At 56.9% G+C, this 26,865-nt stretch carries 26 protein-coding genes; 8 read left to right on the forward strand and 18 right to left on the reverse strand.

Annotation, left to right across the window (positions count from 1 at the left end; translation table 11 throughout):
• Window positions 1-18: 18 nt before the first annotated feature.
• From AC2FGB_RS00105 to AC2FGB_RS00115, 3 genes are all read right to left on the reverse strand, one after another.
• Entirely contained in the window at window positions 19-1,800 is a 1,782-nt protein-coding gene (locus tag AC2FGB_RS00105) for an acyl-CoA dehydrogenase C-terminal domain-containing protein (RefSeq protein WP_496693342.1), read from the reverse strand.
• 48 nt (window positions 1,801-1,848) lie between these two features.
• A complete protein-coding gene (locus tag AC2FGB_RS00110) occupies window positions 1,849-2,250 on the reverse strand; it encodes a MerR family transcriptional regulator (protein ID WP_142632817.1) in 402 nt (133 codons plus the stop codon).
• 298 nt (window positions 2,251-2,548) lie between these two features.
• The gene (locus AC2FGB_RS00115; protein ID WP_142632819.1) at window positions 2,549-2,917 is read right to left on the reverse strand and encodes a MerR family transcriptional regulator; all 369 of its coding nucleotides are present in this window, start codon (window positions 2,915-2,917) and stop codon (window positions 2,549-2,551) included.
• A 113-nt stretch (window positions 2,918-3,030) separates the two neighbouring features.
• On the opposite strand from AC2FGB_RS00115, the gene AC2FGB_RS00120 reads away from it, so the two are divergent.
• The 3 genes from AC2FGB_RS00120 to AC2FGB_RS00130 are packed head-to-tail and all read left to right on the forward strand — an operon-like array spanning window position 3,031 to window position 5,291.
• Entirely contained in the window at window positions 3,031-3,450 is a 420-nt protein-coding gene (locus AC2FGB_RS00120; protein WP_142632821.1) for a PaaI family thioesterase, read from the forward strand.
• Window positions 3,450-3,968 carry a PaaI family thioesterase gene (locus AC2FGB_RS00125; protein WP_271948008.1) on the forward strand — a complete coding sequence of 173 codons (519 nt, stop codon included), beginning with the start codon at window positions 3,450-3,452 and terminating at the stop codon, window positions 3,966-3,968. The genes AC2FGB_RS00120 and AC2FGB_RS00125 overlap by 1 nt, the downstream gene beginning before the upstream one ends.
• A 6-nt stretch (window positions 3,969-3,974) precedes the next feature.
• On the forward strand, window positions 3,975-5,291 hold the full coding sequence (locus tag AC2FGB_RS00130; protein ID WP_496693343.1) for an MATE family efflux transporter: 1,317 nt from the start codon (window positions 3,975-3,977) through the stop codon (window positions 5,289-5,291).
• Here the strand turns inward: AC2FGB_RS00130 and arsC are convergent.
• The 4 genes from arsC to AC2FGB_RS00150 are packed head-to-tail and all read right to left on the reverse strand — an operon-like array spanning window position 5,288 to window position 7,447.
• Window positions 5,288-5,629 (reverse strand): arsenate reductase (glutaredoxin), encoded by a 342-nt coding sequence (arsC, locus tag AC2FGB_RS00135; RefSeq protein ID WP_496693344.1) that lies wholly within the window; start codon window positions 5,627-5,629, stop codon window positions 5,288-5,290. The two genes, AC2FGB_RS00130 and arsC, sit on opposite strands and share 4 nt — an antisense overlap.
• Window positions 5,626-6,684, reverse strand: a complete 1,059-nt coding sequence (locus AC2FGB_RS00140) for a quinone-dependent dihydroorotate dehydrogenase (RefSeq protein ID WP_496693345.1) — start codon at window positions 6,682-6,684, stop codon at window positions 5,626-5,628. Before AC2FGB_RS00140 ends, arsC begins: the two co-directional genes overlap by 4 nt.
• Window positions 6,681-7,112: a DUF1330 domain-containing protein gene (locus AC2FGB_RS00145; RefSeq protein WP_496693346.1), complete on the reverse strand. Its 432-nt coding sequence runs from the start codon at window positions 7,110-7,112 to the stop codon at window positions 6,681-6,683. Before AC2FGB_RS00145 ends, AC2FGB_RS00140 begins: the two co-directional genes overlap by 4 nt.
• Window positions 7,109-7,447 carry a DUF952 domain-containing protein gene (locus AC2FGB_RS00150; protein ID WP_496693347.1) on the reverse strand — a complete coding sequence of 113 codons (339 nt, stop codon included), beginning with the start codon at window positions 7,445-7,447 and terminating at the stop codon, window positions 7,109-7,111. The genes AC2FGB_RS00145 and AC2FGB_RS00150 overlap by 4 nt, the downstream gene beginning before the upstream one ends.
• A 107-nt stretch (window positions 7,448-7,554) precedes the next feature.
• Here AC2FGB_RS00150 and AC2FGB_RS00155 point away from each other — a divergent pair, with 107 nt between their 5' ends.
• Window positions 7,555-9,132 carry a bifunctional metallophosphatase/5'-nucleotidase gene (locus tag AC2FGB_RS00155; protein WP_142632834.1) on the forward strand — a complete coding sequence of 526 codons (1,578 nt, stop codon included), beginning with the start codon at window positions 7,555-7,557 and terminating at the stop codon, window positions 9,130-9,132.
• A 65-nt stretch (window positions 9,133-9,197) separates the two neighbouring features.
• On the opposite strand, the gene AC2FGB_RS00160 is transcribed toward AC2FGB_RS00155, so the two are convergent.
• On the reverse strand, window positions 9,198-10,856 hold the full coding sequence (locus AC2FGB_RS00160; RefSeq protein WP_281971806.1) for a tetratricopeptide repeat-containing sulfotransferase family protein: 1,659 nt from the start codon (window positions 10,854-10,856) through the stop codon (window positions 9,198-9,200).
• A gap of 55 nt (window positions 10,857-10,911) precedes the next feature.
• Here AC2FGB_RS00160 and AC2FGB_RS00165 point away from each other — a divergent pair, with 55 nt between their 5' ends.
• The gene (locus AC2FGB_RS00165; RefSeq protein ID WP_496688631.1) at window positions 10,912-11,577 is read left to right on the forward strand and encodes an SOS response-associated peptidase; all 666 of its coding nucleotides are present in this window, start codon (window positions 10,912-10,914) and stop codon (window positions 11,575-11,577) included.
• Window positions 11,578-11,621: 44 nt separating this feature from the next.
• A complete protein-coding gene (mnmH, locus tag AC2FGB_RS00170; RefSeq protein WP_496693348.1) occupies window positions 11,622-12,674 on the forward strand; it encodes a tRNA 2-selenouridine(34) synthase MnmH in 1,053 nt (350 codons plus the stop codon).
• Here mnmH and selD read toward each other — a convergent pair.
• Genes selD through AC2FGB_RS00205 form a run of 7 tightly spaced genes read right to left on the reverse strand, consistent with a single transcriptional unit; the run spans window position 12,665 to window position 20,760 of the window.
• The gene (selD, locus tag AC2FGB_RS00175; RefSeq protein ID WP_496693349.1) at window positions 12,665-14,824 is read right to left on the reverse strand and encodes a selenide, water dikinase SelD; all 2,160 of its coding nucleotides are present in this window, start codon (window positions 14,822-14,824) and stop codon (window positions 12,665-12,667) included. The two genes, mnmH and selD, sit on opposite strands and share 10 nt — an antisense overlap.
• Window positions 14,825-14,829: 5 nt before the next feature.
• Window positions 14,830-15,216, reverse strand: a complete 387-nt coding sequence (locus AC2FGB_RS00180) for a Na+/H+ antiporter subunit G (RefSeq protein ID WP_142632844.1) — start codon at window positions 15,214-15,216, stop codon at window positions 14,830-14,832.
• Between the two features lie 7 nt (window positions 15,217-15,223).
• Window positions 15,224-15,493 (reverse strand): K+/H+ antiporter subunit F, encoded by a 270-nt coding sequence (locus tag AC2FGB_RS00185; protein ID WP_496688625.1) that lies wholly within the window; start codon window positions 15,491-15,493, stop codon window positions 15,224-15,226.
• Window positions 15,490-15,990: a Na+/H+ antiporter subunit E gene (locus tag AC2FGB_RS00190; RefSeq protein WP_142632848.1), complete on the reverse strand. Its 501-nt coding sequence runs from the start codon at window positions 15,988-15,990 to the stop codon at window positions 15,490-15,492. The genes AC2FGB_RS00185 and AC2FGB_RS00190 overlap by 4 nt, the downstream gene beginning before the upstream one ends.
• A complete protein-coding gene (locus AC2FGB_RS00195) occupies window positions 15,987-17,531 on the reverse strand; it encodes a monovalent cation/H+ antiporter subunit D (protein ID WP_271947996.1) in 1,545 nt (514 codons plus the stop codon). Before AC2FGB_RS00195 ends, AC2FGB_RS00190 begins: the two co-directional genes overlap by 4 nt.
• Window positions 17,528-17,887 (reverse strand): Na+/H+ antiporter subunit C, encoded by a 360-nt coding sequence (locus AC2FGB_RS00200; RefSeq protein ID WP_142632852.1) that lies wholly within the window; start codon window positions 17,885-17,887, stop codon window positions 17,528-17,530. Before AC2FGB_RS00200 ends, AC2FGB_RS00195 begins: the two co-directional genes overlap by 4 nt.
• Entirely contained in the window at window positions 17,887-20,760 is a 2,874-nt protein-coding gene (locus AC2FGB_RS00205) for a monovalent cation/H+ antiporter subunit A (RefSeq protein WP_496693503.1), read from the reverse strand. Before AC2FGB_RS00205 ends, AC2FGB_RS00200 begins: the two co-directional genes overlap by 1 nt.
• A 226-nt stretch (window positions 20,761-20,986) precedes the next feature.
• On the opposite strand from AC2FGB_RS00205, the gene AC2FGB_RS00210 reads away from it, so the two are divergent.
• On the forward strand, window positions 20,987-21,460 hold the full coding sequence (locus AC2FGB_RS00210; protein WP_142632854.1) for a rhodanese-like domain-containing protein: 474 nt from the start codon (window positions 20,987-20,989) through the stop codon (window positions 21,458-21,460).
• A complete protein-coding gene (locus AC2FGB_RS00215) occupies window positions 21,457-22,272 on the forward strand; it encodes a CE1 family esterase (RefSeq protein WP_271947991.1) in 816 nt (271 codons plus the stop codon). Before AC2FGB_RS00210 ends, AC2FGB_RS00215 begins: the two co-directional genes overlap by 4 nt.
• Here the strand turns inward: AC2FGB_RS00215 and mdoH are convergent, their stop codons facing one another.
• The 3 genes from mdoH to AC2FGB_RS00230 are packed head-to-tail and all read right to left on the reverse strand — an operon-like array spanning window position 22,273 to window position 26,851.
• A complete protein-coding gene (mdoH, locus tag AC2FGB_RS00220; RefSeq protein ID WP_496693350.1) occupies window positions 22,273-24,141 on the reverse strand; it encodes a glucans biosynthesis glucosyltransferase MdoH in 1,869 nt (622 codons plus the stop codon).
• Window positions 24,138-25,637, reverse strand: a complete 1,500-nt coding sequence (locus AC2FGB_RS00225; protein WP_496693351.1) for an OpgD/OpgG family glucan biosynthesis protein — start codon at window positions 25,635-25,637, stop codon at window positions 24,138-24,140. The genes mdoH and AC2FGB_RS00225 overlap by 4 nt, the downstream gene beginning before the upstream one ends.
• The gene (locus AC2FGB_RS00230; RefSeq protein ID WP_281994375.1) at window positions 25,634-26,851 is read right to left on the reverse strand and encodes an OpgC family protein; all 1,218 of its coding nucleotides are present in this window, start codon (window positions 26,849-26,851) and stop codon (window positions 25,634-25,636) included. The genes AC2FGB_RS00225 and AC2FGB_RS00230 overlap by 4 nt, the downstream gene beginning before the upstream one ends.
• Between the last annotated feature and the right edge of the window lie 14 nt (window positions 26,852-26,865).

The raw sequence follows: 26,865 nt of genomic DNA on the forward strand, positions 1-26,865 counted from the left end.
TCTGGGGCCGGTCAGAGATCAGAAGCTTGCCGCGTCCAGGCCCATGACAGTATCCGCACCGCTCTGGATGCGTGTCAGATGAAGACCGGTGGCTGGCAAGCGACGCGCCATGTAGAACTGGCCGGTGGTAATCTTTGTCTCGTAGAACTCGGTGTCCGAAGTCCCGGCTTCAAGGGCGGCATAAGAAGCTTTTGCCATCTGTGCCCACATCAGGCCCAGGCAGACATGACCGAACATGTGCATGAAGTCATTCGACCCAGCCAGCGCATGGTTGGGGTTCTTGGTGCCGCTTTGCATAAAGTACATGGCAGCGGCCTGCAGATCCTTGGAGGCCGCTTTCAGCGGTTCGATAAACGCCGTATCATAGGCTTCGTTCTGACCTGCGTTTTCCTTGCAGAATTTTTTGACCACTTCGAAAAACGCCATGACGTGTTTGCCGCCATCCTGGGCAAGTTTACGGCCCACAAGGTCAAGCGCCTGAACGCCGTTTGCGCCTTCGTAGATCATCGCGATCCGGGCATCGCGGGTATATTGCGACATGCCCCATTCTTCGATGTAGCCGTGGCCACCATAGACTTGCTGGGCCTTGACCGTCATGTCATAGCCTTCGTCGGTCAGGAACCCTTTGAGGACCGGCGTCAGCAGTGAGATCAGGCCATCGGCGGCATCGTCACCAGAGCGGTGGGCCTTGTCGATCATGGTGGCTCCCCACAGAACAAAGGCACGGGCACCCTCGGTAAAGCTCTTCTGATCCATCAGGCTGCGGCGGATGTCGGGATGCACGATCAGCGGATCGGCTGGACCGTCCGGATTTTTCGCGCCGGTCACATCGCGGCCCTGCAGGCGGTCCTTGGCGTATTCCACCGCGTTCTGATAGGCCGCGTCGGCCTGGGACAGACCCTGCATGGCTACACCCATACGAGCTTCGTTCATCATGGTGAACATCGCGCGCATGCCTTTATGCTCTTCGCCCAAAAGATAGCCGGTTGCCTCGTCATAGTTCATGACGCAGGTCGAGTTGCCGTGGATGCCCATCTTTTCTTCGATGTTGCCGACCGATACGCCGTTGCGTTCACCCAGGCTGCCATCTTCGTTCACCATGAATTTAGGAACGATGAACAGGGATACACCCTTGATGCCTTCGGGGCCGCCCACGATCTTGGCCAGCACCAGGTGAATGATGTTGTCGGCCATGTCGTGTTCACCAGCCGAGATAAAGATCTTCTGACCGGAAATCTTGTAGGAGCCATCCGCCTGCGGTTCAGCCTTGGTGCGCATCAGACCCAGGTCGGTGCCGCAATGCGGTTCGGTCAGGTTCATGGTGCCGGTCCAATCGCAGCTAACCATGTTCGGCAGATAGGTTTCTTTCTGCTCTTGGGTGCCGTGCGCCAGAATGGCCGAGGCTGCGCCGTGGGTCAGACCTTGATACATGGTGAACGCCTGGTTCGAGGCGGAAAACATCTCGGCCACGGCAGAGCCAATGACATAAGGCATGTTCTGGCCGCCGAACTCTTCGGGCATGTCCAGGCCGGTCCAGCCGCCTTCCTTCATCTGAGCGAATGCGTCTTTAAAGCCAGTAGGGGTATATACCACACCGTTTTCCAGACGACATCCTTCGGTATCACCGATTGTATTCAGCGGGTGCAGAACATTTGTCGCCACCTTACCGGCTTCTTCTAGGACAGCGCCGGTAAAATCAGGTTCAAGCTCGCTATAACCCGGGATGTCCGATCCCGATACATTGAGCACTTCGTGCAATACGAACTGCATGTCTTTGGTTGGTGCATTGTATACGGGCATTGGGAACTTCCTTAGTTTCGCTTGTCCGGTGGCTGGGTGCCGCCGGGGTTATTCTGCGGCCTTTTTGTCGCTCTTGATCGAGGCGATCACTTTCTCGCCCCATCTCAACTGTTCTTTTAGATCGTCAATGGCCTGGGTCAGCTCTTCACGCCGGGATTCCATATCGGCAAGCCGCTCGCACGCGATCTCATAGGTGCGGGTCATCTGCGTAACCTGCTGATCACCTACGTGATACAAATCAAGAAGCTGGCGAATTTCTTCCAGGCTGAAGCCAAAGCGTTTGCCTCGCAGGATCAGCTTGAGACGCGCCCGGTCGCTTTTGGTGAACAGTCGTTTCTGCCCTTCGCGGATCGGAAACAAAAGTTCCTTTGCCTCGTAAAAACGTAATGTGCGCGGCGTGACATCATAGGTCTCGCACATTTCACGAATGGTCATCAGATCTTCGGTCATGGTTTCTGCACTCTTGTAACTGGCCTTCGTTAAGCTGATTTGCGCAGTCGATGCGCGTCTTACAGCACGTAGATGCCGTTCACGTAACGCGAACGCTGCGTCACAAATAAGTTGACGTAACTTCCGTTCGCGTCAAGGTTTCTACTGCAGGGAATTTCAGGACGTCACGTCAGATCACCTTCCAGATGCAATTTCCCAAACACGGAAAAGCATGCTGAAAGGGTAAAAGAGCCGAGGAAGGGTCTGTTTTTGGCTTTGGCAAATCCGATAGTAAACGCGGTCAGCTGGGCAGCAATGCCTAGTCTAACAATTTCGCGGTCTGGTCACGCATTTGTTCCAAGGCATCTATGGCTTCATCTAACTGTTTTTTCTGATTGTTCAGTTCGACAAGCTGATGTTCGGCCATTTCGATGAAGGCCTTCATCTGTGCCTGATTCCCCTGATCTTCGTAGATCAGCAGCCACTGGCGGATATCTTCCAGAGGAAATCCGTATTTCCGTCCCCGCATGATCAGCGTCATCCGAGCGCATTCCCTAGGCCCGTAAAAGCGAGTTCGGCCTTCGCGGTCAGGCTGCAGAAGTTCGATATATTCATAGTAGCGCAGGGTACGTGGAGTCACGTCAAACTCGGCGCACATCTCTTTGAATGACAAACGGTTGTCGGGCATTCCTGGTCTCCTTCGAAACAGCGTAGGACGTGGCGACTTCAAGCGCAACAGGCGGGCTTGCTCTTTTGCTAGCCTGACGCTCATAAAGGGAGAAACAGAGAGGACACAAGTAGATGGTCGACAAAGCTGCTATAGCACGACAGTTTATTGAGGCCATTCCGCATGCCAAAGCTTTGGGTTTGACACTCACCAAAATGGGTAATGGCGAGGCCGAGATTTCGATGCCCTACAAGGCCGAACTGATCGGTGATCCACGCACGGGTGTGATCCATGGCGGGGCGGTTTTTGCCCTGCTTGACACCTGCTGCGGTTCCGCGGTCATGTGCCATCCTTCTTCGCCCGGCGCCACCGCGACAATAGATCTGCGGATAGACTACATGCGCCCGGCGACGCCAGGACAGAGCATTACGACACATGCTGTCTGTTATCACATCACCAGAAACGTGGCCTTTGTCCGCGCAACTGCGATGGATGAGGACAAGGACCTGCCCGTGGCAACCGCCACCGGTTCATTCACAGTGGAGAGCCGATGATGTCACGACCTCGGCCCGAAGCCATGCAGCTCATCGAACAGCGTCGCGATGCAGCACTGAAGGCAATCGTGGATGGTGTTCCATATATTCAGTTTCTCGGAATCGAATTTGACCGGCGGGGAAATGAGTTGACCGGGGTACTGAACTTTGACCAAAAGCTGATCGGAAACCCGATGCTTCCGGCGCTTCATGGTGGTGTGACGGCTGCCTTTCTGGAAGTAACCGCGGTTATCACCCTGAGTTGGGAGTATTTCTTTCCCCGGATCGAAAACGGCGAATTGGATGCCAGCACGGTCTTTCAAGATGAAACCATCATGTTTCCAAAAACAGTAGATTTTACCGTTGATTACCTGCGATCGGGCTTGCCACGGGATGCCTATGCGCGTGCCTTTGTTCGCCGATTAGGGCGCCGGTATGCGTCGGTTCGTGTCGAAGCGTGGCAGGACAATCATCAGCGACCTTTCGCACAGGCCAGCGGGCATTTTCTGATGCCGCAGTCCAAATCGAAAGCTGAGTAGATTTCCATGCAAGACGCCTCGGCACCAATCACGCACAGGCGCGTGCTTAAAATTGCAGCGCCCATCGTGCTGTCGAATGCCACGGTTCCGATCCTTGGGGCCGTGGATACTGGCGTAGTCGGGCAGATGGGTCTGGCTGCGCCGATTGGGGCTGTTGGGATGGGGGCCGTGATTCTGGCCTCGATCTACTGGATATTCGGCTTTCTGAGGATGGGGACCACCGGCCTGGCGGCGCAGGCGCGCGGGGCAGGTGACACTGCAGAAACCGGTGCGCTGCTGATGCGGGGCATATTGCTGGGCAGTGCGGCAGGTATGGTTTTCATATTGGCCCAGGTCCTTTTGTTCAAAGGGGCTTTTGCCCTTTCCCCCGCCAGCCCCGAGGTTGAGGCGCTGACCCGCGACTATTTGCGGATACGCATCTGGGGTGCGCCGGCAACGATTGCGCTGTTCGCCATCACTGGCTGGTTGATTGCGATTGAACGTACGCGTGGGGTCTTTGTCCTGCAGGTCTGGATGAACGGGCTGAATATTCTGCTGGATCTGTGGTTTGTGCTTGGTCTGGGTTGGGGCGTCGAGGGGGTGGCCATCGCGACGCTCATCGCCGAGTGGAGCGGGCTGGCACTGGGTCTCTGGCTGTGCCGCAGTGCTTTTACCGGGAATCAATGGCGTGACTGGCCGCGAATTTTTGATCCCACGCGTCTGCGTCGGATGATGCAGGTGAATGGTGACATCATGGTCCGTTCGGTATTGCTGACCGGCGCCTTTACCACATTCCTCTTCGTCGGGTCGGATCTGGGGGATGTTAATCTGGCAGCCAATCAGGTCTTGCTGCAGTTTCTCGAAATTACCGCCTTTGCACTGGATGGGTTCGCCTTTTCCGCCGAAGCACTGGTCGGCGGCGCCATTGGCGCGCGGGATCGGCATCAGGTGCGCCGAGCCGCGGCCATGGCTTCGCAATGGGGGGTAGGGGGTGCATTTGTACTTGGTGCGGTTTTCTATCTGGCCGGGCCAGCGTTGATCGACCTGATGTCAACTGCATCTGAGGTGCGACTAGCTGCACGCGAGTATCTGGTCTGGGCGGCGCTGGCGCCGGTGATCGGTGTGGCAAGCTGGATGTTTGACGGCATCTACATAGGCGCGACCTGGACACGCGCAATGCGCAATGCGATGATCCATTCGGTTGCGATTTATGTTTTGGCCCTGTTCATATTGGTGCCTGCGCTCGGCAATCACGGCCTTTGGGCCGCGCTGATGATCTTGAACATCGCGCGTGCCTGCACGCTGGGATGGCGATACCCCAAGCTTGAGGCTTTGGTCGCTTAAAGAAGGTCCAGAAGGGATTCAGTAGGGCGACCAATGGCTGCGTTGTCCCCTTTGATTGCAAGCGGACGCTCGATCAAAATCGGATGGGCCGCCATTACTGTGATCAGGTCATCCTGAGCGGTATTCTTGGTTAGGCCCAGTTCCTTGAACAGCTTTTCGCTAGTCCGCATCAGGTCGATGGCGGGGATATCAAGGCGTGTAAGTACGGCCCGGATTTCGTCTGCCGAGGGCGTGTCCTCAAGGTATTTGCGAATTTCGACCTGCGCTCCGTTTTCCTCAAGCAAAGCGAGCCCTGCGCGAGACTTAGAGCATCTGGGATTGTGCCAGTATTCGATCATATCCAGTCCTGTCTTTTGCTTCCAACGGCCTGCTCAACGGTTTCAAACCCGTCGCGCGCCAGCAAGTCATCCAAACCTCGCGCGATTTCCGCCGCAAGTGAGATACCACCGAAAACCATCGCGGTGTAGAATTGCACGGCCGAAGCACCGGCGCATATCTTGGCATAGGCCTGTTCTGCTGTGCTGATGCCACCAACACCGATCAACGGAATCTGACCGTCGGTCAAATGGCTAAACCGGGCAAGAACGCGGGTGGATTTTTCGAACAAAGGTGCGCCGGACAGGCCGCCTGCTTCGTCTCTGTGTGCGCTGCGCAACCCATCGCGCGACAAAGTGGTGTTCGAGGCGATGACCGCATCAACGCCCGATTCATGGGCCACTTCGGCGATATCCCGCAGCTCATCCTCGGTCAGATCGGGGGCGATCTTAAGGAATACTGGTAGAGGGCGCATTAGGGTGTTTCGGGTTTCGATCACGCCGCTCAACAGAGCGCTCAGCGCCGCTTTGCCTTGCAAATCCCGCAGCTTTTCAGTGTTCGGAGATGACACGTTGACCGTAGCGAAATCCAGATGCGCCCCACAATGGGCCAGTACCTTGGCAAAGTCGCCGGGGCGATCATCGCTGTCTTTGTTCGCACCAAGGTTCAGTCCGATCACCGCATCCCTGGGGCGCGCCGCCAGACGACGGGCCATGGCCTCCATCCCTTCGTTGTTAAAGCCAAAGCGGTTGATGGCAGCCTTGTCTTCGGTCAGGCGGAACAGGCGCGGCCTGGGATTGCCGGGCTGCGGGCGTGGGGTAACGGCACCGACTTCGATGAACCCAAACCCGGCGCGAGACAGTGGGCCAAGAACCTCTCCGTTCTTGTCGAACCCTGCGGCCAGACCAACCGGATTGGGCAGATTCAGCCCGGCGATTTTGGTCTGCAAACGCTGTGACGTGACCGGCCCTGGTGCAGGCGCAAGCCCTGCCTTCAGGGCTTTGATCGACAGGGCATGTGCAGTTTCCGGGTCCAAGCGGTGCAGGGCAGCCAGCCCCAGCTTTTCAGTCAGTTTCATCCAAACATTTCTCCGCCTTCGGTCGGCGCGCACCGGATCAGGCGAGAGGTCTTCACCGCAGCCTGACGATGCACGATCGCCTGTTTGTAATCAGGGTCGGATATCATTTCCAGAAAGGCATGCGCCGATGGGTAACGCGCGATAAATACCGCGTCCCATGCCTCATCCTTCGGGCCAATCAACGTATTCTGAAACGCGCCGCGCCAAATGATCTTTGCCCCAAGGCGGGTAATGATCGGCGCGGTTTCGATCCCATAATTTCGATAGGCCTGAGCGCCCGACAGACCGTTTCTGGCCAGTTCGTGCCCCGATGGATATTCGGCCCGGTTGCGGAACCTCACCAGGTTCAGCATCTCAATAGGCTGGTCACGATCCAGTACCTTGAAGGCCTCAAACTGGGCGCGATCCGGGTCGATATACCCCGTCATTTCATGTCGTCCGGGAAGTGATGCGCCTTGCCGTCAAAGGGCAGGGGGCAAGACCAGATAATGTCGGTCATACGGATTTGACGGTAGAGATGCGGAAACAGAGCCTCCCCCCGCGAAACCTCCCATTTCAGGTCCTCGCCCATCGCGTCAGCATCGCAGGCCAACAGCGTCAAACCTTCGGCGCCAGCAAAATGCTTGGCAGCGGTTTCCGCAGCTTGTTCAGCTGTCGAAAAGTGGACAAAACCGTCCGAAACATCAATCGGAGCACCATCCGTGGCGCCATCGGTCTGCAGCGCCGTCCATTCGTTGGCGCGGAAAATCTTGTAAATCAGCATAGAACGGTCATGCCCCGCGCTGCGGCTAGATTCAAGCCGGATTTCCCCCTTTGACTCTTTGCTGAAGGCGGCGCAACATCTTGGCAATTAACAAAGGGAGTTAAAATATGTTCACCCGTTTCCTAGCCTCGGCTGCTGTGCTGGGTTTGACTGCAGGAATGGCCGCCGCCGAATATAAACTGACCATTCTGCACACCAACGACTTTCATTCGCGTATCGAGCCGATCAACAAATATGACAGTGGCTGTAGTTCAGATGACAACGCCGAAGGAAAGTGTTTTGGCGGATCTGCCCGTCTCGTAACAGCAGTGGAAGAAGCCCGCGGACGTGCCGAAAACTCGATCCTGGTAGATGGCGGCGATCAGTTTCAGGGCTCGTTGTTCTATACCTATTACAAGGGCAAGGTCGCGGCCGAGTTCATGAACAAACTGGGCTATAACGCTATGACCGTGGGCAACCACGAATTCGATGATGGCCCGGAAGTCCTGCGCGGGTTTATCGACACGGTTGATTTCCCGGTGCTAATGTCGAACGCGGATTTTTCCGGCGAAGAATTGCTGAACGGCAAGATCAAAAAGTCTACAGTGATTGAAGTCGGCGGAGAAAAAGTCGGCCTTGTTGGCCTGACGCCGGAAGACACGCATGAACTGGCCTCTCCTGGCCCGAACATCACATTCTCGGACCCGGTTCCCGCGGTTCAGGCCGAAGTGGACAAGCTAACCGCGGAAGGCGTGAACAAGATCATCGTTCTCAGCCATTCGGGATATGCTGTCGACCAGCGTGTTGCACAGGAAACGACCGGCGTTGACGTAATCGTAGGTGGGCATTCCAATACATATTTGTCCAACGTTTCTGACAAGGCTGTTGGCCCCTATCCGACAGTGGTCGATGGCGTGCAGATCATTCAGGCCTATGCCTATGGCAAATTCCTGGGCGAGCTGAATGTCACTTTTGATGACGACGGAAATGTTGTCGCGGCGGCTGGTGAGCCGCTGATCATGGACAACAACGTGGCCGAAGATCAGGCCTCGCTGGACCGTATCGCGGAACTGGCCGCTCCTTTGGACGAAATCCGCAATAAGGTCGTGGCCAGCACGTCTGAGGCGATTGAGGGTGACCGTTCGATCTGTCGTGTTCAGGAATGTCAGATGGGCAATTTGGTCGCTGATGCCATGCTTGCGCGGGTTGCTGATCAGGGCGTTCATATCGCGATTGCGAACTCTGGCGGCTTGCGTGCTTCGATTGACCCTGGCGACGTGACCATGGGTGAAGTTCTGACCGTGCTGCCGTTCCAGAATACGCTTTCAACCTTTGAGATCAGCGGACAAGGTATCGTTGACGCGCTTGAAAACGGCGTGAGCCAGGTAGAAGAGGTCAAGGGCCGCTTTCCGCAGGTTGCCGGTCTGACCTTTGTTTGGGACGCATCGGTGGCACCAAACGAAGGGCGCGTATCAGAGGTCATGGTATCCAACGGCGATGGGCTTACCCCGATTGATCCGGCGGCGACTTACCTTGTCGTTACCAATAACTACGTCAGAAATGGCGGTGACGGGTACAGTATGTTCGAAGGCGACGATAAAAATGCCTATGACTTCGGCCCGGATCTTGCAGATGTCACGGCGGAATACCTAGCCGAAAACGCGCCTTACCAGCCTTATCTGGACGGTCGCATCAAGCAAAAGTAAGGCGACCAGAGCGAAACGAAAAGGGCCGCACCTTGGGATGCGGCCCTATTTCATTCAGCTAACCTTCAGCCTTGATCAATGTCGTATTCCGGCCAAAGCCCTGTATCAAAACCCGCAAGCATGGGCTGGATATGTTCCGACACAGATCGCCATCCCCCAATGGATTTGGTTGAGATTTTGTTGCGAACCTGGTCGATACTGGCAGTCCGGACCTGTTTGGTATTCTCTTCCGGATGCATCATCGTCTCGGTCCATTCGAGGTCGCAGAAAGCGGCGACCTGCTTGCTATAGGTTTCGGGGTCCGCGACCAGCTTTTCATATGGAACGGTCAGGATCTTGTCGCCAAAAACAGCATCCCAATGCGCCATATAGCGACGATACAGGTTGGCAGAATGGGCAATGGTTTCAAGATTCGAGGCATAGTTCATGCCCCCCGCAGGGAACCGGCGGATCCATTTCGAAAGACCGACATCGCGCGGATCACGCAGCATGTTTATTATCTTGGCGTTTGGGAATGCTGACAACAGGAAGCCGACCCGCTGAAAATTGTGGGGCATCTTGTCAACAAAAGCGGTTGAGCCATCGGGGATCGGCGGCATCAACTCTCGGAACTCTTTGGCATATTTCGCTGCGGCAGTGGAATCGAAGGTCTTGCGATGTTGTGCGTAGTCGCGCGAAAGATCGGCCCCAACCGTCAGTTCGCCGCAGCCAGCAATGTCTGGCGCGGAGCTCAGCATCATTTCCATGAGCGTCGTGCCAGAGCGCGGCTGGCCCAGAACGAAGATCGGAACCGGCTGATCGGTTTGTTCGGACCAAGGAACTCTTCCTCCTACAGGGAACAGGCCAGTGATACGTTCGAACTTCTGTTCTTCCGCCTCTAAATCATAGGGTTTGACGTTGTGTTGGATGGCATTGGCACGTGCAAATTGCGGCAGTGCTGCGCCAAGGCTATCGGTTTTTTGGATCAGGTGGGCCTTGGCAAATTCCAGTTCCGACAGCTCGTGTACGCTTTCGGATATCGCTGCTTCAACCGCCTCCATCAGTTTCGGGGCGTCCTCTTTGCTGGACATTGTCGAAAGCTGAAGAAGGGTGGCAACATGGAAGGGTTCTTTGGCGTAGATGCCCTGCAGAATATTGGCGCATCCCTTTTTGTCGCCACTCTGGTGCAGATTTACGGCTTTTTGAAAGGCTATCTTTTCGTTGTCCGGTGCCAATTCATACGCCTTGGTTATATCGCGTGAGTTGTGCTCGATATAACCGATGCGGCCATAGGCGCGGGCACGAGTCGACAACAGGCTGACATTTTCAGGGTCGCTTTGAAGTTTTTTGGTCACGTGATCAATGATCAGGCGCCAATTCTGTCCTTTCAGCGTAATCTCATCAATGACCCGGTTCAGTTCCTTGCTGGCTGGGAATTTTTCGGCCTTGAGTTCGGCATATTCCAAGGCTTTGGCCATCTGGCCGGTTTGCATAAGAGCATTGGCGAGGTTTTCGACGAATTGCGGATCGTCAGGTTTCATCCGCGCGGCTTCGACAAAATGCGGGATCGACCTTTTATACTGTTTCATCTCGGTCAGAACAAAACCGGAAATGGCATGAAAATCCGAGTCGGTCGGAAACTTTTTTACGCCAAGTTGAGCCTTTTTCAGCGCAGCCTGGAATTTGCCTTCTTCCAGCGCTGCGACAGCTTTGACTTTTAAGGTTTTCGCCGTTTGATTTTGCATATGACCCCGTGAGAACCTGTGCCTGTAGAAAACGATTGTTGAAAGTTCATTACCTATGTGCGGACGGTTTGCAATAACCCTTCCAAATGATGCCATGGCCCAGTTGTTTTCTGCGCGCCCGGCCAATGCTCTGCCTGTTGTCCCGAATTTCAACGTTTGTCCGACATGTCAGGTGCATGTGGTCAGGGCAGGCGAAACCGGGCGTCAGTTGGATGCCTTGCGTTGGGGGTTTTTACCACACTGGTACAAGTCCAAAACCGCTGGGCCATTGTTGATCAATGCCCGCGCGGAAACGCTAGCTGAAAAACCGGCTTTCAGGGCGGCCTGCAGAGAACGCAGATGTCTGATCGTTGCCAGCGGGTTTTATGAATGGACCAAAACCGAGAGCGGAGACCGGCTGCCCTGGTATATTTTCAGAAAAAACGGGGCCCCGATTGCTTTTGGCGGGGTATGGCAAGATTGGGGCCCCGAGGGCGACCAGAAGGGAACATGCGCTATCGTTACGACACCAGCAAACCGCAATCTGGGCAGAATTCATCACCGCATGCCCCTGATTGTTGAACCCGAAAACTGGCCTTTATGGTTGGGTGAAGTGGGCAAAGGGGCTGCGCGGCTGCTGTCTCCGGGGCAGGAAGATATTCTTGGCTTTCATCGTGTCGATCCGAGCGTCAATTCCAATCGGGCCAGTGGACCGACGCTTGTCGATCCCATCGCAGGTTGACACCGTGCCTTTCCATCCGGTTCAACGCGGGTTAGATCGTTGACATGGTTCTGAAAATCACCAGCCTTCAGCAGTTATACGCGCATGAGTTCGACACAACCATAGACGTGCGCAGCCCGGCTGAATTTGCCGAGGATCATTTGCCCGGGTCTATCAACCTGCCAGTTCTGGATAACGACGAACGGGCGCGCGTCGGGACGATTTATGTCCAGGAAAGCCCGTTTCTGGCCCGCAAGCTGGGGGCGGCTCTGGTTTTCAGGAATGCGGCCAACCACATTGAACATAGCCTGTCCCATCACGAAGGGGGGTGGAAACCCCTTGTATACTGCTGGCGCGGTGGGCAGAGATCTGGTTCGTTTACCTGGATGCTACAACAGATTGGCTGGAGGGCCGAGGTTGTCGAGGGCGGCTATCGGGCTTATCGCCGCTTGGTGAGCCGGTATCTGTATGACGATCCGTTGCCGTTTCAATTCGTCCTTCTGGATGGGTATACGGGCACAGCAAAGACCGAGCTGCTTACACACCTTCAGGAACGTGGTGTCCAGGTTCTGGATCTCGAAGGGCTTGCCAATCACCGGGGGTCATTGCTGGGGGCAATGCCGGGCGGACAACCCAGTCAAAAGGCATTCGAATCCGCGCTGGCCGCAGAACTTTGTGGTTTTGACCCCACCCGTCCCGTCGTAGTCGAAGCGGAATCGTCCAAAATCGGCTCTTTGATCCTGCCGCCGAGGCTTTGGTCCGCCATGTGTGCGGCCGTGCGCATTCAGATTGATGCCCCGATAGAAGCGCGCGCGGAATATCTGGTCTCGGCATATGACGATGTCCTCAGCGATGCCGAGCGGTTGAAAGATCTCCTGTCGCCGCTGAGGTCTCACCGTGGGCATGAGGTGGTGGATGGGTGGTTTGCGCTGATTGACGGCGGTAACAAGTTGGCCCTTACACGGTCACTTATGGAACAGCATTACGACCCGGCTTATGCCAAGTCCGCGCGCGTACACAGCACCGAGATTGTAGCCTCGATCCGGGTTCCCTCGCTGGCAAGTACCGGTCTGAAAGAGGTCGCTGTGCGGGTCGAACAGGTCCTGGATCAGCTCTGAAGTTTTAAACCCGGCGTATCGTCGATCATGCCGATGATTGCTGCCGGATATCCAGCCGCACGTAGGTCTGCACACAGGCCTGGCGCGTCATCGGCTTGGACAGCGGCCAATAGCCCTCCGGCGGTTTGAGGATCGAAAAGAAGATCAGCCGTGGGTCCGTTGGCGAATTCAGGCGCGATGGCGCGGTTGTCCTCGAAGATCGTGGACCGAACACCGCTTGCGCTGAGCTCCACAGCCCCGGCCATCACGGGAACCGCATCCAGAGCAACTACCGCACCGCAGCCCGAGGCACCGCAAATACCCTGCAGATGCCCTACCAGACCAAACCCGGTCACATCGGTCATCGCATGGGCGCTGAACAGAATGCGCGCGGCTTCGCCCTGGGGCTGGACCATGTGGCGGAACGCCTCGGCGACCCAGATGCCATTGGCCAAACCGGCCATTTCGGCGGCCATGATCACGCCGCTGCCAATCGGCTTGGTCAGGATCAAAGCGTCGCCCTTGCGGGCTCCGGACAGGATGATCGGGTCGTTTTCGCACAGGCCGGTCAGAGTGAACCCGATGGTCATCTCATCCCCCATCGAACTGTGGCCTCCGACGATTTCGGCTCCGGTTGCGCGGATGACGTCACTGGCGGTGGCCATGATTTCTGCCATGGTACGTTGTTGCAGTGCGGGTGACATCCGAGGCAGAATAATCGTCGCGGTGGCGGCCTGCGGTGCCGCACCCATCGCCCAGATATCACCCAACGCGTGAATGGCCGTGATCCGTGTCATCAAAACCGGATCATTGGTAAAGCTGCGCAAATGGTCCGAGGTCATCACCTGTCGCGCGCCGCCGGTGAGAAGCAAAGCCGCATCGTCACCTGAAAGCGGTATAACGTCTTGCCGATCGGGGGGCGGCAAATCAGACAGAACACTGCGCAAAGCGCGACGCCCAATCTTTGCGCCGCACCCACCGCACATGGGTTTTTCACCCAGGACTTCTGGCACGCCCAAAGCGTGGTCGCGGGGCAACTCGGCTGCTTTCATCTGCGGCAGATTCCGGAATTTATTCATGAAATTCTGGTCGATATGGTTCTTCCATTTCCACATCAACGGACCACTGAGCGAGGTTCCCAATCGCTCGGCCAATGCGGATTTCCCACCCAGCGATATCAGCTTGAGGTAATCTTTTTGCGGATGATAGGGGCGCATCTTTCCGACACCCAGCGAGGCCCGAAGATTGTCATAAAGAATCGGGGCTTCTCGGACGGCATAGACACCTGCTTTTGGTCTGGGGTTTTCTGACAGATGGGCACAATCGCCGGCTGCGAACACAAAAGGATTGCTGGACTGCAGCCTGCTATTCACCGTGATATATCCATCGTGAAGATCCAGCCCGGACTGCGCCATCCAACCATAGGGTTTGGCCCCCGCCGCCCCCGTCACGAATCCAGCCGCAATCTGGCGCCCGTCCTCCAACCGGATGTGATCCGCATGAATTTCGACGATGGCGGCCTGTTCGATCACGTCGATGCCAAGGTCAGCCATCGCATTGCGAATGATTGAGGCCGCCTTAGCGCCAATCGCGGTCAGGGCCCGAGCATTGTCGATCAGGGTCAATCGGGCGCTGCGGTTTGCGGAACGCAGAGCGTGCGCCATCGCCATGATCAACTCGACACCGGCAACACCACCACCGATCACGGCAACCGAGGCGGCGCCTGCGCCAGATTGGTACTCGGCCCACCTGGCGGCAAAAGACCCTAACGGTTTTGCGGGGACCGCATGGTCGGAAAATCCAGGCAGGGCCGGCATGTCGGATGTAATGCCAACATTAATCGAGGCTACATCATAGGCGACGGGCGGTCGGCCGGGCACATGTACCTCTTGCCGGTCAGGGTCTAACCCTTCGACGGCACCCAATATCACCCGTGCCCCGGCAAAGCGAGCCAGGCGCACCAGATCAATATCCAGGTCACCCCGGCGGTAATGACCGGCAACGAAACCGGGCAGCATCCCTGAATAGGGGGCTGAAGGCGTGGGGTTGATGACCGTCAGGCGCGCGCCAGGCAGGGGGTTCATCCCCCATTTTCGCAATACCAGCGCGTGCGTATGACCGCCGCCGATAAGAACCAGATCGCGGGTCAGGGGTAACGGAGGTCTATGCATAGGTATCAGGTGTTTCTGTGATCAGGAACGTCTTCGACTTGTTCGACCGCATGTGTGGCCCAGATTTTGTCCTCACCCGCGTCTGGCAGATCCTGGGGCTTTTCATGGCGGTGAATATGCCATTTGGCAATAAACAGGGCCGTGATCGGAGCAGTCAGGAACAGAAACAGCGTGATCAGCAGCTCGTGCAGAGACAGATGATGTTCGATCAATACGGAATGGATGATTGAGGCGATCAGAACGCCACCCACCCCAAGCGTTGTCGCTTTGGTGGGGGCGTGAAGCCTGGACATCGGGTCCTTTAGCTTGATCATACCGTACGATCCGACAAAACCAAATATGCCTGAAACAACCAGGAAGAAGGCGACCAGAAATTCAAAGATTACCGACATGTCGCCCTCACTCGATGATATTGCCGCGCAGCATAAAGCGCGCGTAGGCCACAGTTGAGACAAAGCCGAGCATTGCAATGATCATCGCGGCCTCAAAAAAGATCTCGGTCCCCAGAAACAGCCCGTAGAGTACCATAAGGGCAATTGTGTTGATCACCATCGTGTCCAGCGCCAGAACCCGGGTGCCCACTCCATCGGCCGTAATGATCCGCCACAGGCACATCATGATGGCTGCGCCGAAACAGGCAAAGGCAAAGTAGATTGCTAGGTCGATCATTCGAAAATCTCCTTTAGCCTGCGCTCGTATCGTTGCTTGATTTGATCGCGTACTTCGTCCGGGTTTGGCGCATCGAGGCAGTGGACCAGCAGGTTGTGACCCTGCGCGGACAGATCGCAACTGACGGTGCCGGGGGTCATGGTGATTGTCCCGGCCAGAACCGTAATCGCCTCTGGTGTGCGCAGTTCCAGCGGAATGCAGACCCAGTTCGGTTCACGGTCGGAATCCCGTTTGAAGAGGATGATCCTAGCAACTGTCATGTTGGCGACAACAATGTCCCATAGAACCACCAATATGTATTCGGCGATCATCGGCCAATTCCGAAGAATGGGCCGGTCTGGCCAATACGGCTGTGTGACGAAGGGGATGATAATCCCCAGCACAAGGCCAAACACCAGTGAATTCAGCGATGGTGTGTTTGCCAGCAAAATCCACACGACCGTCAGCAGGAAAGTCAGATGCGGGTGCGGGAATATCCGGTGAAGCAGTTTTTTCATTCTTCCACCCCTAACACGGCCGAGATGTAGTTTTCGGGTGCAAACAACTGTTCCGCTGTGCTGGTAGCGTAGTTCATTGCAGGCCCGGCAAACAATGTCAGCATGACCAGACCGATGATCAAAGCAAATACCGACGTAAAGGCCAACCCGGGCGAAGGTTCCGGGGCTGCCTGAAAGGCGGTCTCGCCGTCAGTTGTATCGGCTTGGTCGGTGGCCAAGCTGGCGTCATGGCTTTTCCAAAAGATCAAAGTTCCGGCGCGGGCCAGCCCTACTATGGTTACGAATGAGCCGATCAATACCACAGCCCAGACCGTATTTGCGTCTGGTGCATCTCGCGCGGCGTCCAGGACCAGCAGTTTGCCAATGAACCCGGACAGGGGCGGCATCCCGGCCAAAGCAATCGCACCAATAAAGAACAGTGCGGAAATCAGTCCGGTCTGTGCCATAGGGTGCTTTGGGGCAATCGCGCCTCCGCGCCGCTCGATCACCAGATCAGCAATCAGGAACAACAGCGCCGTCGCAAGCGTCGAATGGTAGATATAGAACAAAGCGGCGGCGGTTGCTGTTTCGGTGAACAGGGAAATTGCAATCAGCAGGGTACCCATTGACGCGATGGCGCAAAAAGCCACTAGGCGCGCGATGTGTCGTGAGCCCAATATGCCGATTGTACCAACGGCCAGAGTTACCAAAGCGGCAGGTTGCAGCCAGTTGATCACAAGATCATGCGCAACCAATACCTCGGGGCCAAAGCCAAGCGTGTACATGCGCAAGATCGAGTAGGCCCCGACCTTTGTCATGATCGCAAACAGCGCTGCAACTGGCATAGGAGCATTCGCATAGCTGGCCGGTAGCCAGAAATGCAGCGGTAGAACTGCAGCCTTAATGCAGAATACCAGCAGCAACAGGGCAGCACCCACTCTTATCAGAGCGGTGTCTTCGAGCGGAAGCTCGGCAATCCGTACAGCCATATCCGCCATGTTCAGCGTGCCGGTCACTGAATAGAGCGTGCCAAGGGCAAACAAAAACAGCGTTGAGCCCAAAAGGTTGTAGGCGACATATTGCACGCCTGCCTTGAGCCGAACGGCTCCACCGCCGTGCGTCATCAAACCGTAGGACGCGATCAGCAATACCTCGAAGAACACGAACAGGTTAAAGGCGTCACCTGTCAGAAAGGCACCGCATACGCCCATAAGCTGAAAGTGGAATAAGGGATGAAAGTGCTTGCCGCGTGCATCCCATCCGGAGGCAATTGAATAAAGCACTATCGGAAGGGCTAAAAGCGCGGTCAGCAAGACCATCATGGCAGATAACCGATCCAGCACCAGCACGATTCCAAAGGGCGCTGGCCAGTTGCCCAACTCATAGACCAGAATGTCTCCACCTGCGGCCTGTGCGGTGATTGTCAGGGCGATGCCAAGCAGTGCCACGACACCGGCGACCGAGAATATGCGCTGCAAATCAAGGTGGTACCGCAGGACCATGATGATGAACGGAGCCAGAATCGCGGGCAGGACGACTGGCGCAACGATCCAATGGTTCATGCGTCTTCTCCCGGCGCGTCCGTATTGTCATGAGCGGCCATGTCGATGTGGTCATCCTTGGCCGACAGGTAAGCCGAAAGCGAGATCATCACGATCACCGCAGTCATCCCGAATGAAATCACGATGGCGGTCAGCACCAGGGCCTGCGGCAAGGGATCGGTATAGGCGACCTCTTCATATTTGTTCAGAACCGGCGGCGCGTCCAAAGCCAGCCGCCCGGTGGCAAACAAAAAGACGTTCACCGCATAGGTCAGTAGAGACAGTCCCAGAATGACCGGAAAAGTCCGGCGACGCAGGATCAGGAAAATCCCGGCGGCGGTCATCACGCCAACCGCAGAGGCTACGAGCGCTTCCATCAGACCTGCTCCTTTTCTTCTTGTTCTTCTTCAGGCGGATCGTCCCGCAGCGGGTTGATATCCATCGGGAATTCCTGCGCCATGCCGGGCTGCCAGGCCAAGCGGGACAGGCTATCCAGTGCCAGCATCACCGCGCCTAAAACCGCAAGGAACACGCCGGTATCGAACAGCATGGCGGTTGCCCATTCGAACTCTTCCAGCGGCGGCCAATTCAGATATCCGAAATCGCTGGTCAAGAAGGGACGTTCATTGAACCATGCGCCAATTCCAGTTGCTGCGGCGATCAGAACGCCCCAGCCGATTGTGCCGTGGTAATAGAACCGTTGCCGTTCGATGGCCCAGGTATAACCGCTGGCCATATATTGCATCAGATAGGCGATGGCGACGACCAGACCGGCGATGAACCCTCCACCTGGCTGGTTATGGCCGCGGAAAAAGATATAGGCCCCGACCATCAGCGCGATCGGCATCATCACTCTTGTCGCCACGACCATCATCAACGGATGAGAGTCACCCGATTGCGGCCAGTGCGGTTTACGGTTCAGCAAATACCCCCGGACATTGGTTTCCAGAACCGCCTCGGTCAGGGCAAAGATGATCAGGGCGGCAATGCCCAGAACGATGATTTCGCCGAAGGTATCAAAGCCACGGAAATCCACCAGGATCACGTTGACCACATTGGTGCCTCCGCCGCCCTTATACGAATTGGCCAGATGGAATTCGGAAATGCTGGGAAAGCCGAAATCCCGCAGCATCAGCGCATAGATCAATGCACCTGATCCGATGCCTGCCACGACCGAGATCGCGGCATCCCGCCAGCGCCGTGCCGCGCTGCTGTCCCAGGGCGTGTCCGTGGGCAGGAAGTTCAGCGACAGCAACAGCAGGATCATCGTCACCACCTCGACCGAGATCTGCGTCAGGGCCAAATCAGGGGCGGACAGATAGTTGAACGCCATCGAGACGATCAGGCCAACGACTCCGATCAGCACCAAGGACAGCAGCCGGTTGCGGTGGAACCACATGATGGCCAGCGTCGCGGCGATCAGGCAGATCCAGCCAATGAACGGAATGATCTGAACGGGTAGGGGCGTGCGTGTTTCAACGCCAATAGATCCGGTGGCGAATGCATAATATCCCAGCCCAACCGTAAAGACGATCAGGATGGCCGCATACCGGCTGAGGACCCCGTTATGCAGAGTATCTGTGACCCAGCGGCTGGTCGCCGTAAGCGCAGCGATCACTGCGTCAAAAATGGTTTTCGCCTCGGGTCTGGGCAGGGCATTCCAGATGAACTCACCACGCCGATGCTGTGCCAGCAAGGCCAGGCCACCCAGTGTGGCGAACGCGGACATATACAAGGCAGGCGTAAACCCGTGCCAGAGTTTCAGCGAATAATAGGGCAGCTTCTCGCCCCCGATTACCGCACTTGAAACAACCGCCACCAGCGGACCTACGATGGCGTTGGAATAAAGACCGATCAGGACGACAAGCACGACCAGGAAAGCGGGTGCAAGCCAAAGCCCGGCCGGTGGGTCATGTGGATGGGTTGGGTAATCGTCGCGTACAGGACCAAGGAACACGTGACCAACAAAGCGGAACGAATAGGCTGCAGAGAACAAGGCCGCCAGCAGCGCCAGTCCGGGCACAAGATAATGCGAATGCAGCCAGGTTGTGTGGACCGTTTCCTCCAGCATCATCTCCTTGGACAGAAACCCGTTCAGCGGAGGTAGACCGGCCATGGAAAGTGCGGCAATCGTCCCGATGGTGAAGGTGATGGGCATCAAATGGCGCAATCCGCCCAGTCGCTTGATGTCGCGGGTCCCGGCCTCGTGATCCACGATACCGGCGGTCATGAACAGGGCTGCTTTGAACGTCGCATGGTTGATGATGTGGAAGATGGCAGCAACGGCGGCGATCTTGGTTCCAAACCCCAGCAGCATGGTTATCAGGCCCAGATGCGACACGGTCGAAAACGCCAGCAGCGCCTTGAGATCGTCTTTGAACAGGGCGATGCAGGCCCCGATCAGCATGGTTACCAGGCCGGTTGTGGCCACAATGTAGAACCACGCATCAGTACCCGCCAGAACGGGCCACATGCGGGCCAACAGGAACAACCCTGCCTTTACCATCGTGGCCGAGTGCAGATAGGCTGATACTGGCGTAGGGGCGGCCATCGCGTGTGGCAGCCAGAAATGGAAGGGGAACTGTGCCGATTTGGTGAAACACCCCAGCAAAATCAGGACCAGCGCTGGCATGTAATAGGGTGAAGACTGGATCAGCTCTTTGTTCTGGAGAATGACGCTTAGGTCATAAGAGCCAACGATATTGCCTAGGATCAGCATCCCCGCAATCATCGCCAAGCCGCCAGAGCCGGTCACAGCCAGCGCCATACGTGCGCCCTGTCGTCCCTCGGGGAGGTGTTTCCAATATCCGATCAAAAGGAATGAACTAAGCGAGGTAAGTTCCCAGAATATCAGCAAAAGTAGGATATTGTCCGACAGAACGATTCCCACCATCGCGCCCTGAAACAGCAGCAAATAGGTGTAAAACTGCCCCATCGGGTCTTCGCGCGACAGGTAGAACCGGGCGTAGAGGATGATCAGCAAACCGATGCCAAGGATCAGCAGCGCGAACAGAAACCCAAGGCCGTCCAACATGAAATTGGCGTTTAGGCCCAGTGCCGGAATCCAGTCGAACCGGGCGGTAACGACCTCGCCGCGCATCACGGTTGGGATGTGAATCAACAGCCCCATCAGCGCCAGAAAAGTGGTCAACCCAGCGGCCGAGGCTGCTGCGTTTCGTCCAGCCCGGATCAAAAGGGCTGGGAATACAGCTCCGAGGAAGGGAAGGGCCGCGATGAGGAATAGGGACAACTGCGATACTCCGGTCTGGGCGGTCAAAAGTGCTATTGATTTTGTAAGGATAATTCGCGGAGTGTCCAGCGATTGCAAGCCATTCTGCCTGTTCAGGGGCCCCAAGGCAGAGGATGGTACAGGTAAAGCGGCGATGACACGAACTTGAACAGGCAGGTTAATTTCGACACGGAACTGGATAAGCTGCTGTGATACATAGGACCGCATCGGATCAGGAGGGATTACAGTGGCTGCTGGGGCAAACCGGACACGGCGAAAGGTTCTGCTGTTTGGTGCGGCTGCTGTTCTGGGCGGTTTTGCAGTCCGTGAATACCGCCTGATCCCGCAAAGCTATGCGGGCGGTCGGATCAGTGTCGGGGATGCGCATCAACAAGCTAGGCTTGGAGATATATTTTTGGTGGACATCCGTACCCCACGCGAATGGGATGCCTCGGGCGTGGGCGAAGGCGCGCATCCCCTAGACATGCGTCGCGATGATTTTGAAGAGGCGCTGCTGCAGATTGTCGGCGGAGACCACGATGCCCCAATCGCCCTGATCTGCGCGCGCGGTGTGCGCTCGGCCCGGCTGAGCAACCAGCTGTCCGAGGCGGGGTTCGCAAATATCATCGACGTGCCCGAGGGTATGTTAGGCTCAGCAGCAGGGCCGGGCTGGGTCAGGGCAGGCCTGCCGGTTCAACACTATGATGGGAAAGCAGAATGATCCGAAGCTTGTTTCTGTCGGTCGGGATGGCCGTGATCGCGAATGCAGGAATGGCCGCCTGTGTCGATCAGGAAGACATGTGCGAAACGCCGTCGGGTGGGTACCATATCGAACTTCCCGAAACCGAAAACCCACCGCTGGTGGTGTTTCTGCACGGTTATGGCGGGACTGCGACCGGAACGCTGAAGAACCGCAGCTTGGTTGATCCTCTGCTTGCGCGCGGATATGCGGTTATGGCACCGGAGGGGTCCGAGCGTAACGGCCGCCAAAGCTGGAATTTCTTCCCGGGTTGGGAAGGGCGTGACGAAACGGCTTTTCTGCGCGAGGTGGTTCAGGATGCGTCGGACCGGTTCGGGGTCGATGATGACCGCGTCGTGTTGGGCGGGTTTTCTGCGGGGGCCTTCATGGTCTACTACCTCGCCTGCGCGGCGCCGGATACGTTTTCGGCCTATGCTCCGGTTTCAGGTGGGTTTTGGCGACCGCATCCCGAGGCCTGCGATGGCCCGGTGCGCATGTTTCACACCCATGGCTGGATCGACAATGTAGTCCCGCTGGAAGGGCGTCTTTTGGGCGGTGGTCGATTCCATCAGGGCGATATCTTTGCCGGTCTGGAAATTTGGCGGGTCGCAAACGAATGCGCCGATACCAAACCCAGCGGATTTTCCACGACCGGGCAATTCATGCGCCGCAGATGGACCGGATGCGCCGATGGCGCGATGTTGGAATTCGCACTTTTCCCAGGTGGTCACAACGTGCCGCAGGGATGGTCGGATATGATGGTAGAGTGGTACGAGGGCCTGCCGGGTGGTTGATCACTCGGCAGGGGTCATGACGGTTTTGCCTTCGACCAGGCGCTTCAATTCATCCCTGTGGAGACGTGCGGACCGGGTGATTGCCGGTTCCTGAACATCTTCTTTCATTCCGACCATGCGCCGCGCCGGTGAGGTTGAAACGCCGCTGAGTGCGGAAAGCGGGATGGCAAAGGCCAGGCTTATGGCAATCGGAGCCAGCCAGATTGACACCAGACCCGATAGGATGCCGGCGCCCAAGGCTATACCGCTGATAGTTTCCAGCGTGTGACATAAGATCAGCGTTCGCAGGCCATAGCTGCCACCATCCCGCGCCTGAGGAGACCAGCCTTTTTGAATACCAAGAATTGTCCGGAAGACGGCGATCATCTGTTGCACCATAAGGATCGGCGCATAGAGGATCGACAGGATGACTTCCGAGATGAATGAGGTCATGAATTTACCTGCGCCACCGAAATCCGCATAACGCACACCGCTAAGTGGCAGGGCAAGCACGCCAAGTACCTTGGGGGCCAGCAACATGGCATACATGACCAGAATGATCAGCACGTGGCGGGTTTCCGACATCTCGGGCCATTGCGGGAACAGCGGATTGTCGGGGCTGAAATAATGCAAGACCGAGGCATCCTCGCCCTGACCGATCAGCGCCCACATCACCAGCAAGGCAAACCACAGCGGCGACATCAGATATCCGACTGCTCCATGGAACATGTGGAACCGCGACACAGCGCGGAATCCGGTTGAGCCCAACAACTTCAGGTGTTGCAAATTGCCCTGACACCAGCGCCGGTCACGCAACGCGTGGTCGATCAGCGTTGGTGGGGTTTCTTCATAGGATCCACGGATGCGCGGTAGGAACCGCACGCCCCATCCGGCGCGACGCATGAGGCCGGCCTCGACGAAATCGTGGCTCATGATCAGTTTTTCCTGACCATTCATTGCGCGCAGTCTTGGCAGCCCCGCGCAGTTGGCAAAAGCCTTGGTGCGGATGATCGCGTTATGGCCCCAATAGTTACCTTCCTGACCACACCAGCGGGCTAGACCTTCGGCGAAGGCGATACCATAAACGCCATTGGCAAATTGCTGCATCCGGGCAAAAACCGACTGAGCACCAATTAACTGAGGGTAACTCTGGATCAGGCCCGCACCGGGGTCTCGCGCCAGAGAATCCGTCAGGCGCAGGATGGCGCGGCCGGTCATCAGGCTGTCGGCATCCAGCACGAGCATCGCATCCCAATCCGCACCCCAACGGCTGACCCAATCTGCGATATTTCCGACCTTGCGGTCTGTGTTCTGTTCTCGCCGACGATAATACAGTTCCAGTCCCGGCGCGAGGGTGGTGCGCAACGCTTCGACGCTGACTTGTTCCTGTGCCGCGATCTCGGGGTCGCGGGTGTCAGAGAGGATGAACATCGCATAATGGTGCTGACCATCGCGCGCGCGCAGGTCTTCCAGCATCGTGCGGGCGTTGCCCAGCACGTTCCAGGGTACTTCATTATAGACCGGCATAAGAAGCGCGACGCGCAGCGCCTGTGGGCGGCCCTGACGTTTGGGCTGTTCCTGCCGCGACAGGGAAATCATACCCAACAAAACGGTGCAGACCGTGAAAGAGATCCAGAAAAAGTTGAATGAGATCAGAGCCAACAGAATCGCTTCGATCAGATTGATCCCTTCGGCTCCGAACCAGTCGGTCATGACCCAAAGCAAGCCCAGCGTAGCCGCCATCGCAGGCGAGAACGCCAGCGCACGCCAGAATCCCGCAGATGCCTGCCTGCTGCGGGGCGCCTGAGCGTCACGGAACCCAGCGCTGAAATTCTGCTCCGGCATCGCCAGGGGTGCCTCAGGCGGCATGATATGCAGATCGTTGCTCATGATGTCCAACGATACAGCCAGACTTCGGAGGCAGGCTGCTTGTCTTTCAGCAACTGTGCGCGCAGTTCCACATGGTTCCGGTCTCCCGGCTCGAAGGAAAAGGCCAACCGCAGGCCGCCAGTATCGGGGTTGCGCTGTAGGACGCCTTCCGAGGTCTCTGCATGGGGCGAGTCCACAAAGATCGTCATCGCCTCAGGTTCGTCGAATAGCTCGCTGGCCTCAAAGTCAATCACTGCAAGACGGCCGTGACCAAATGTGTTGTCACCCATCGCGGTGTTGATCACGCGTGGCATCGGGGTGCGCTCTGGTTCCTCACCCCAGATCAGGCGGTAGGACAGGTCCACCTGGCTTCCGGCCGCATAGGGCTCCATCGGGCGCCAATAGGCGACGATATTGTCGTAGATTTCCTGATCAGCCGGGATTTCGACCAGAGTGACCGCACCTTTGCCCCAATCGCCAGTTGGTTCGACCCAGAGGCCGGGGCGTTTGTGGTAACTCGCTTCAAGATCGGCATAATCCGAGAACGCGCGTTTCCGCTGCATCAGGCCAAACCCGCGCGGGTTCATGTCAACAAAGGACGAGAACTGCAGGCGGGTCGGGTTTGCCAGAGGCCGCCACAGGACCTCGCCAGCGCCGTTGCGGATCAACAGCCCGTCGCTGTCATGCACCGCAGGGCGGAAATCGTCGAAACGGCTGTGATTGGTCTGATCGAACAGGAACATCGACGTGCCGGGTGCAATGCCGACATGGGTCAGTTCCATACGCGGGAACAGAGTGGCCTCGACCTCCATCACGCAATCCGCGCCTGCCGTGACATTGAACCGATAGGCCCCTGTCACGCTCGGGCTGTCCATCAGGGCGTGAACGACCATGTTGCGCTGACCGGGCTTGGGACGTTCCAGCCAGAAACGAATGAATTCGGGAAATTCTTCACCATCCGGATCGCCGGTTTTCAGCGCCAGCCCCCGGGCCGACAGGCCGTAGACCTCGTGAAGGCCGATCGCCCGGAAATAACTGGCGCCTTGAAACACACAGAACTCATCGGTTTTTCCGGGGCGGTGCATTTCAGTCCGCAGGCGCAGGCCCGAAAAACCCAGCGTGTCGTCGACGGGCAACTGAGGGACCTCGGTCGACTTGTCAAACATCGACAGATCGAAGGCTACGGGTTTTGCCATGCCGTTTTCGACGGTCGAGACCTGAACCGTACGCGGAAAATAAAGCCCGGGCGTAAAGAAATCTACGTTGAAAGGCGTCTCAGATTCGAACCAAAGCGCACGATCCAGGCGGAACCGGATCGAGCGGTATTGCTCATAGGTCAGGTCCTGCCATTCCTGCGGGACCATCTTGCGCTCGGCAAAGGGCTTTGCGGCCAACTCGCGGGCCAGCGAGATCACGTCACTGCGGTCAAACGGGACCTCTCCGCCCACGGCAAAGGTGGCCGGGGCGAAGGCAAGCGCCGAAGTCGTGGCCAGAAATGCGCGACGTGTGAATTTCATTTCTTTGATTTCCAGGGTTGTGACTTAAACCACGCGGCCAAATAGGCCACGCTGATGATCATGGCAAAGCCAATCATATTAGCGACAAAGACAGTGGCAAAATCCCGCCCAAACAAATCGAGCCCAACGCCGATAAGTCGTGCTGCTGCCATGGAAAATACGAATACGGCAAGTGATTGCTGACCCACTTTGGTGACCAGGGTCAGCACGATTTGCCAAGCTTTGGCGCCTGCGCTCTGACCGGTTGCGATCAGGCGGTGTCCATGCTCGCCAGCAGCGACCCAGCCCAGATAGGCCAGCGACAGGAAATGCATGTAGCGAAACAGACCGAAATCGGTCTTGTCGCGGAATTCCTTCGTGATGGGCCAGACTTTGCGGATTTCATCGGCCAAATCCGGGGCTGCGGCATTCACCCATGTGAACACTTTCCACGACCCGAAAGGCATTGAAAAGATCAGGAACAGCGCCGCTGCCCAAATCAACGTTTTTGACACCGGAGGGGCCGGGATCCAGCCGCGCATGAATGCAAAGCCTGTAAAGAACAGCAACTGCCAGCCAAAAGGGTTAAAGAACCACTGACGATCCGACCAGGGCTCGGCGGGCAGGTCCAGAACGTCTGTCTGCGCCACGAGCCAGATAGCAACGGATGTGGCTGCAACTGCCCAGAATCCGATGCGGGACAGGCCCATGAACAGCGGCATCATTGCAAGTACCACCAGATACATGGGTAGAATGTCGAAATAATTCGGCACGTAGGTCAGGGTGAACAGGCCGACGATCTGTGGCGCAGGATCATTGAAGAAATGCTGCAGGTTCAGGGACGAGATGTAGTTCTTCTCAAACAGGCCTGTTTGATTCAGCGCAGCCATCGTCATCGCGACAAAGAAGAACAGGCCGATATGCGCCCAGTAAACCTGCCAGATCCGGTATGATACCCGCGCAGTGCCCATCCACCAGCCCTTGCGCAGGAACGCGCCGCCAAAAGCGATGGCCGAGGCCATGCCCGAACAAAAAACAAAAATCTCGGTTGCATCCGAAAAACCAAACCGGGCAGGGATCCACTTGGCCCAGGGGTCGTTGGGAATATGCGCAATCAGGATGATGAACATCGCAATTCCGCGATAGAAATCCAGACGCGGGTCGCGCGTACTAACAGGGGCGGCCGAGGTGGCTGCCACAGGTGCAAAATCAGAAGCGGGCGATAGAGTCGCCATACGAGTTCTGTCCT

Source organism: Ruegeria sp. CDSC021 (assembly GCF_059610845.1).

Excerpts from the sequence above, each read along its gene's own strand:
- AC2FGB_RS00105 (WP_496693342.1), bottom strand. The coding sequence starts at position 1,800 with ATGCCCGTATACAATGCACCAACCAAAGACATGCAGTTCGTATTGCAC.
- AC2FGB_RS00110 (WP_142632817.1), bottom strand. The coding sequence starts at position 2,250 with ATGACCGAAGATCTGATGACCATTCGTGAAATGTGCGAGACCTATGAT.
- AC2FGB_RS00115 (WP_142632819.1), bottom strand. The coding sequence starts at position 2,917 with ATGCCCGACAACCGTTTGTCATTCAAAGAGATGTGCGCCGAGTTTGAC.
- AC2FGB_RS00120 (WP_142632821.1), top strand. The coding sequence starts at position 3,031 with ATGGTCGACAAAGCTGCTATAGCACGACAGTTTATTGAGGCCATTCCG.
- AC2FGB_RS00125 (WP_271948008.1), top strand. The coding sequence starts at position 3,450 with ATGTCACGACCTCGGCCCGAAGCCATGCAGCTCATCGAACAGCGTCGC.
- AC2FGB_RS00130 (WP_496693343.1), top strand. The coding sequence starts at position 3,975 with ATGCAAGACGCCTCGGCACCAATCACGCACAGGCGCGTGCTTAAAATT.
- arsC (WP_496693344.1), bottom strand. The coding sequence starts at position 5,629 with ATGATCGAATACTGGCACAATCCCAGATGCTCTAAGTCTCGCGCAGGG.
- AC2FGB_RS00140 (WP_496693345.1), bottom strand. The coding sequence starts at position 6,684 with ATGAAACTGACTGAAAAGCTGGGGCTGGCTGCCCTGCACCGCTTGGAC.
- AC2FGB_RS00145 (WP_496693346.1), bottom strand. The coding sequence starts at position 7,112 with ATGACGGGGTATATCGACCCGGATCGCGCCCAGTTTGAGGCCTTCAAG.
- AC2FGB_RS00150 (WP_496693347.1), bottom strand. The coding sequence starts at position 7,447 with ATGCTGATTTACAAGATTTTCCGCGCCAACGAATGGACGGCGCTGCAG.
- AC2FGB_RS00155 (WP_142632834.1), top strand. The coding sequence starts at position 7,555 with ATGTTCACCCGTTTCCTAGCCTCGGCTGCTGTGCTGGGTTTGACTGCA.
- AC2FGB_RS00160 (WP_281971806.1), bottom strand. The coding sequence starts at position 10,856 with ATGCAAAATCAAACGGCGAAAACCTTAAAAGTCAAAGCTGTCGCAGCG.
- AC2FGB_RS00165 (WP_496688631.1), top strand. The coding sequence starts at position 10,912 with ATGTGCGGACGGTTTGCAATAACCCTTCCAAATGATGCCATGGCCCAG.
- mnmH (WP_496693348.1), top strand. The coding sequence starts at position 11,622 with ATGGTTCTGAAAATCACCAGCCTTCAGCAGTTATACGCGCATGAGTTC.
- selD (WP_496693349.1), bottom strand. The coding sequence starts at position 14,824 with ATGCATAGACCTCCGTTACCCCTGACCCGCGATCTGGTTCTTATCGGC.
- AC2FGB_RS00180 (WP_142632844.1), bottom strand. The coding sequence starts at position 15,216 with ATGTCGGTAATCTTTGAATTTCTGGTCGCCTTCTTCCTGGTTGTTTCA.
- AC2FGB_RS00185 (WP_496688625.1), bottom strand. The coding sequence starts at position 15,493 with ATGATCGACCTAGCAATCTACTTTGCCTTTGCCTGTTTCGGCGCAGCC.
- AC2FGB_RS00190 (WP_142632848.1), bottom strand. The coding sequence starts at position 15,990 with ATGAAAAAACTGCTTCACCGGATATTCCCGCACCCGCATCTGACTTTC.
- AC2FGB_RS00195 (WP_271947996.1), bottom strand. The coding sequence starts at position 17,531 with ATGAACCATTGGATCGTTGCGCCAGTCGTCCTGCCCGCGATTCTGGCT.
- AC2FGB_RS00200 (WP_142632852.1), bottom strand. The coding sequence starts at position 17,887 with ATGGAAGCGCTCGTAGCCTCTGCGGTTGGCGTGATGACCGCCGCCGGG.
- AC2FGB_RS00215 (WP_271947991.1), top strand. The coding sequence starts at position 21,457 with ATGATCCGAAGCTTGTTTCTGTCGGTCGGGATGGCCGTGATCGCGAAT.
- mdoH (WP_496693350.1), bottom strand. The coding sequence starts at position 24,141 with ATGAGCAACGATCTGCATATCATGCCGCCTGAGGCACCCCTGGCGATG.
- AC2FGB_RS00225 (WP_496693351.1), bottom strand. The coding sequence starts at position 25,637 with ATGAAATTCACACGTCGCGCATTTCTGGCCACGACTTCGGCGCTTGCC.
- AC2FGB_RS00230 (WP_281994375.1), bottom strand. The coding sequence starts at position 26,851 with ATGGCGACTCTATCGCCCGCTTCTGATTTTGCACCTGTGGCAGCCACC.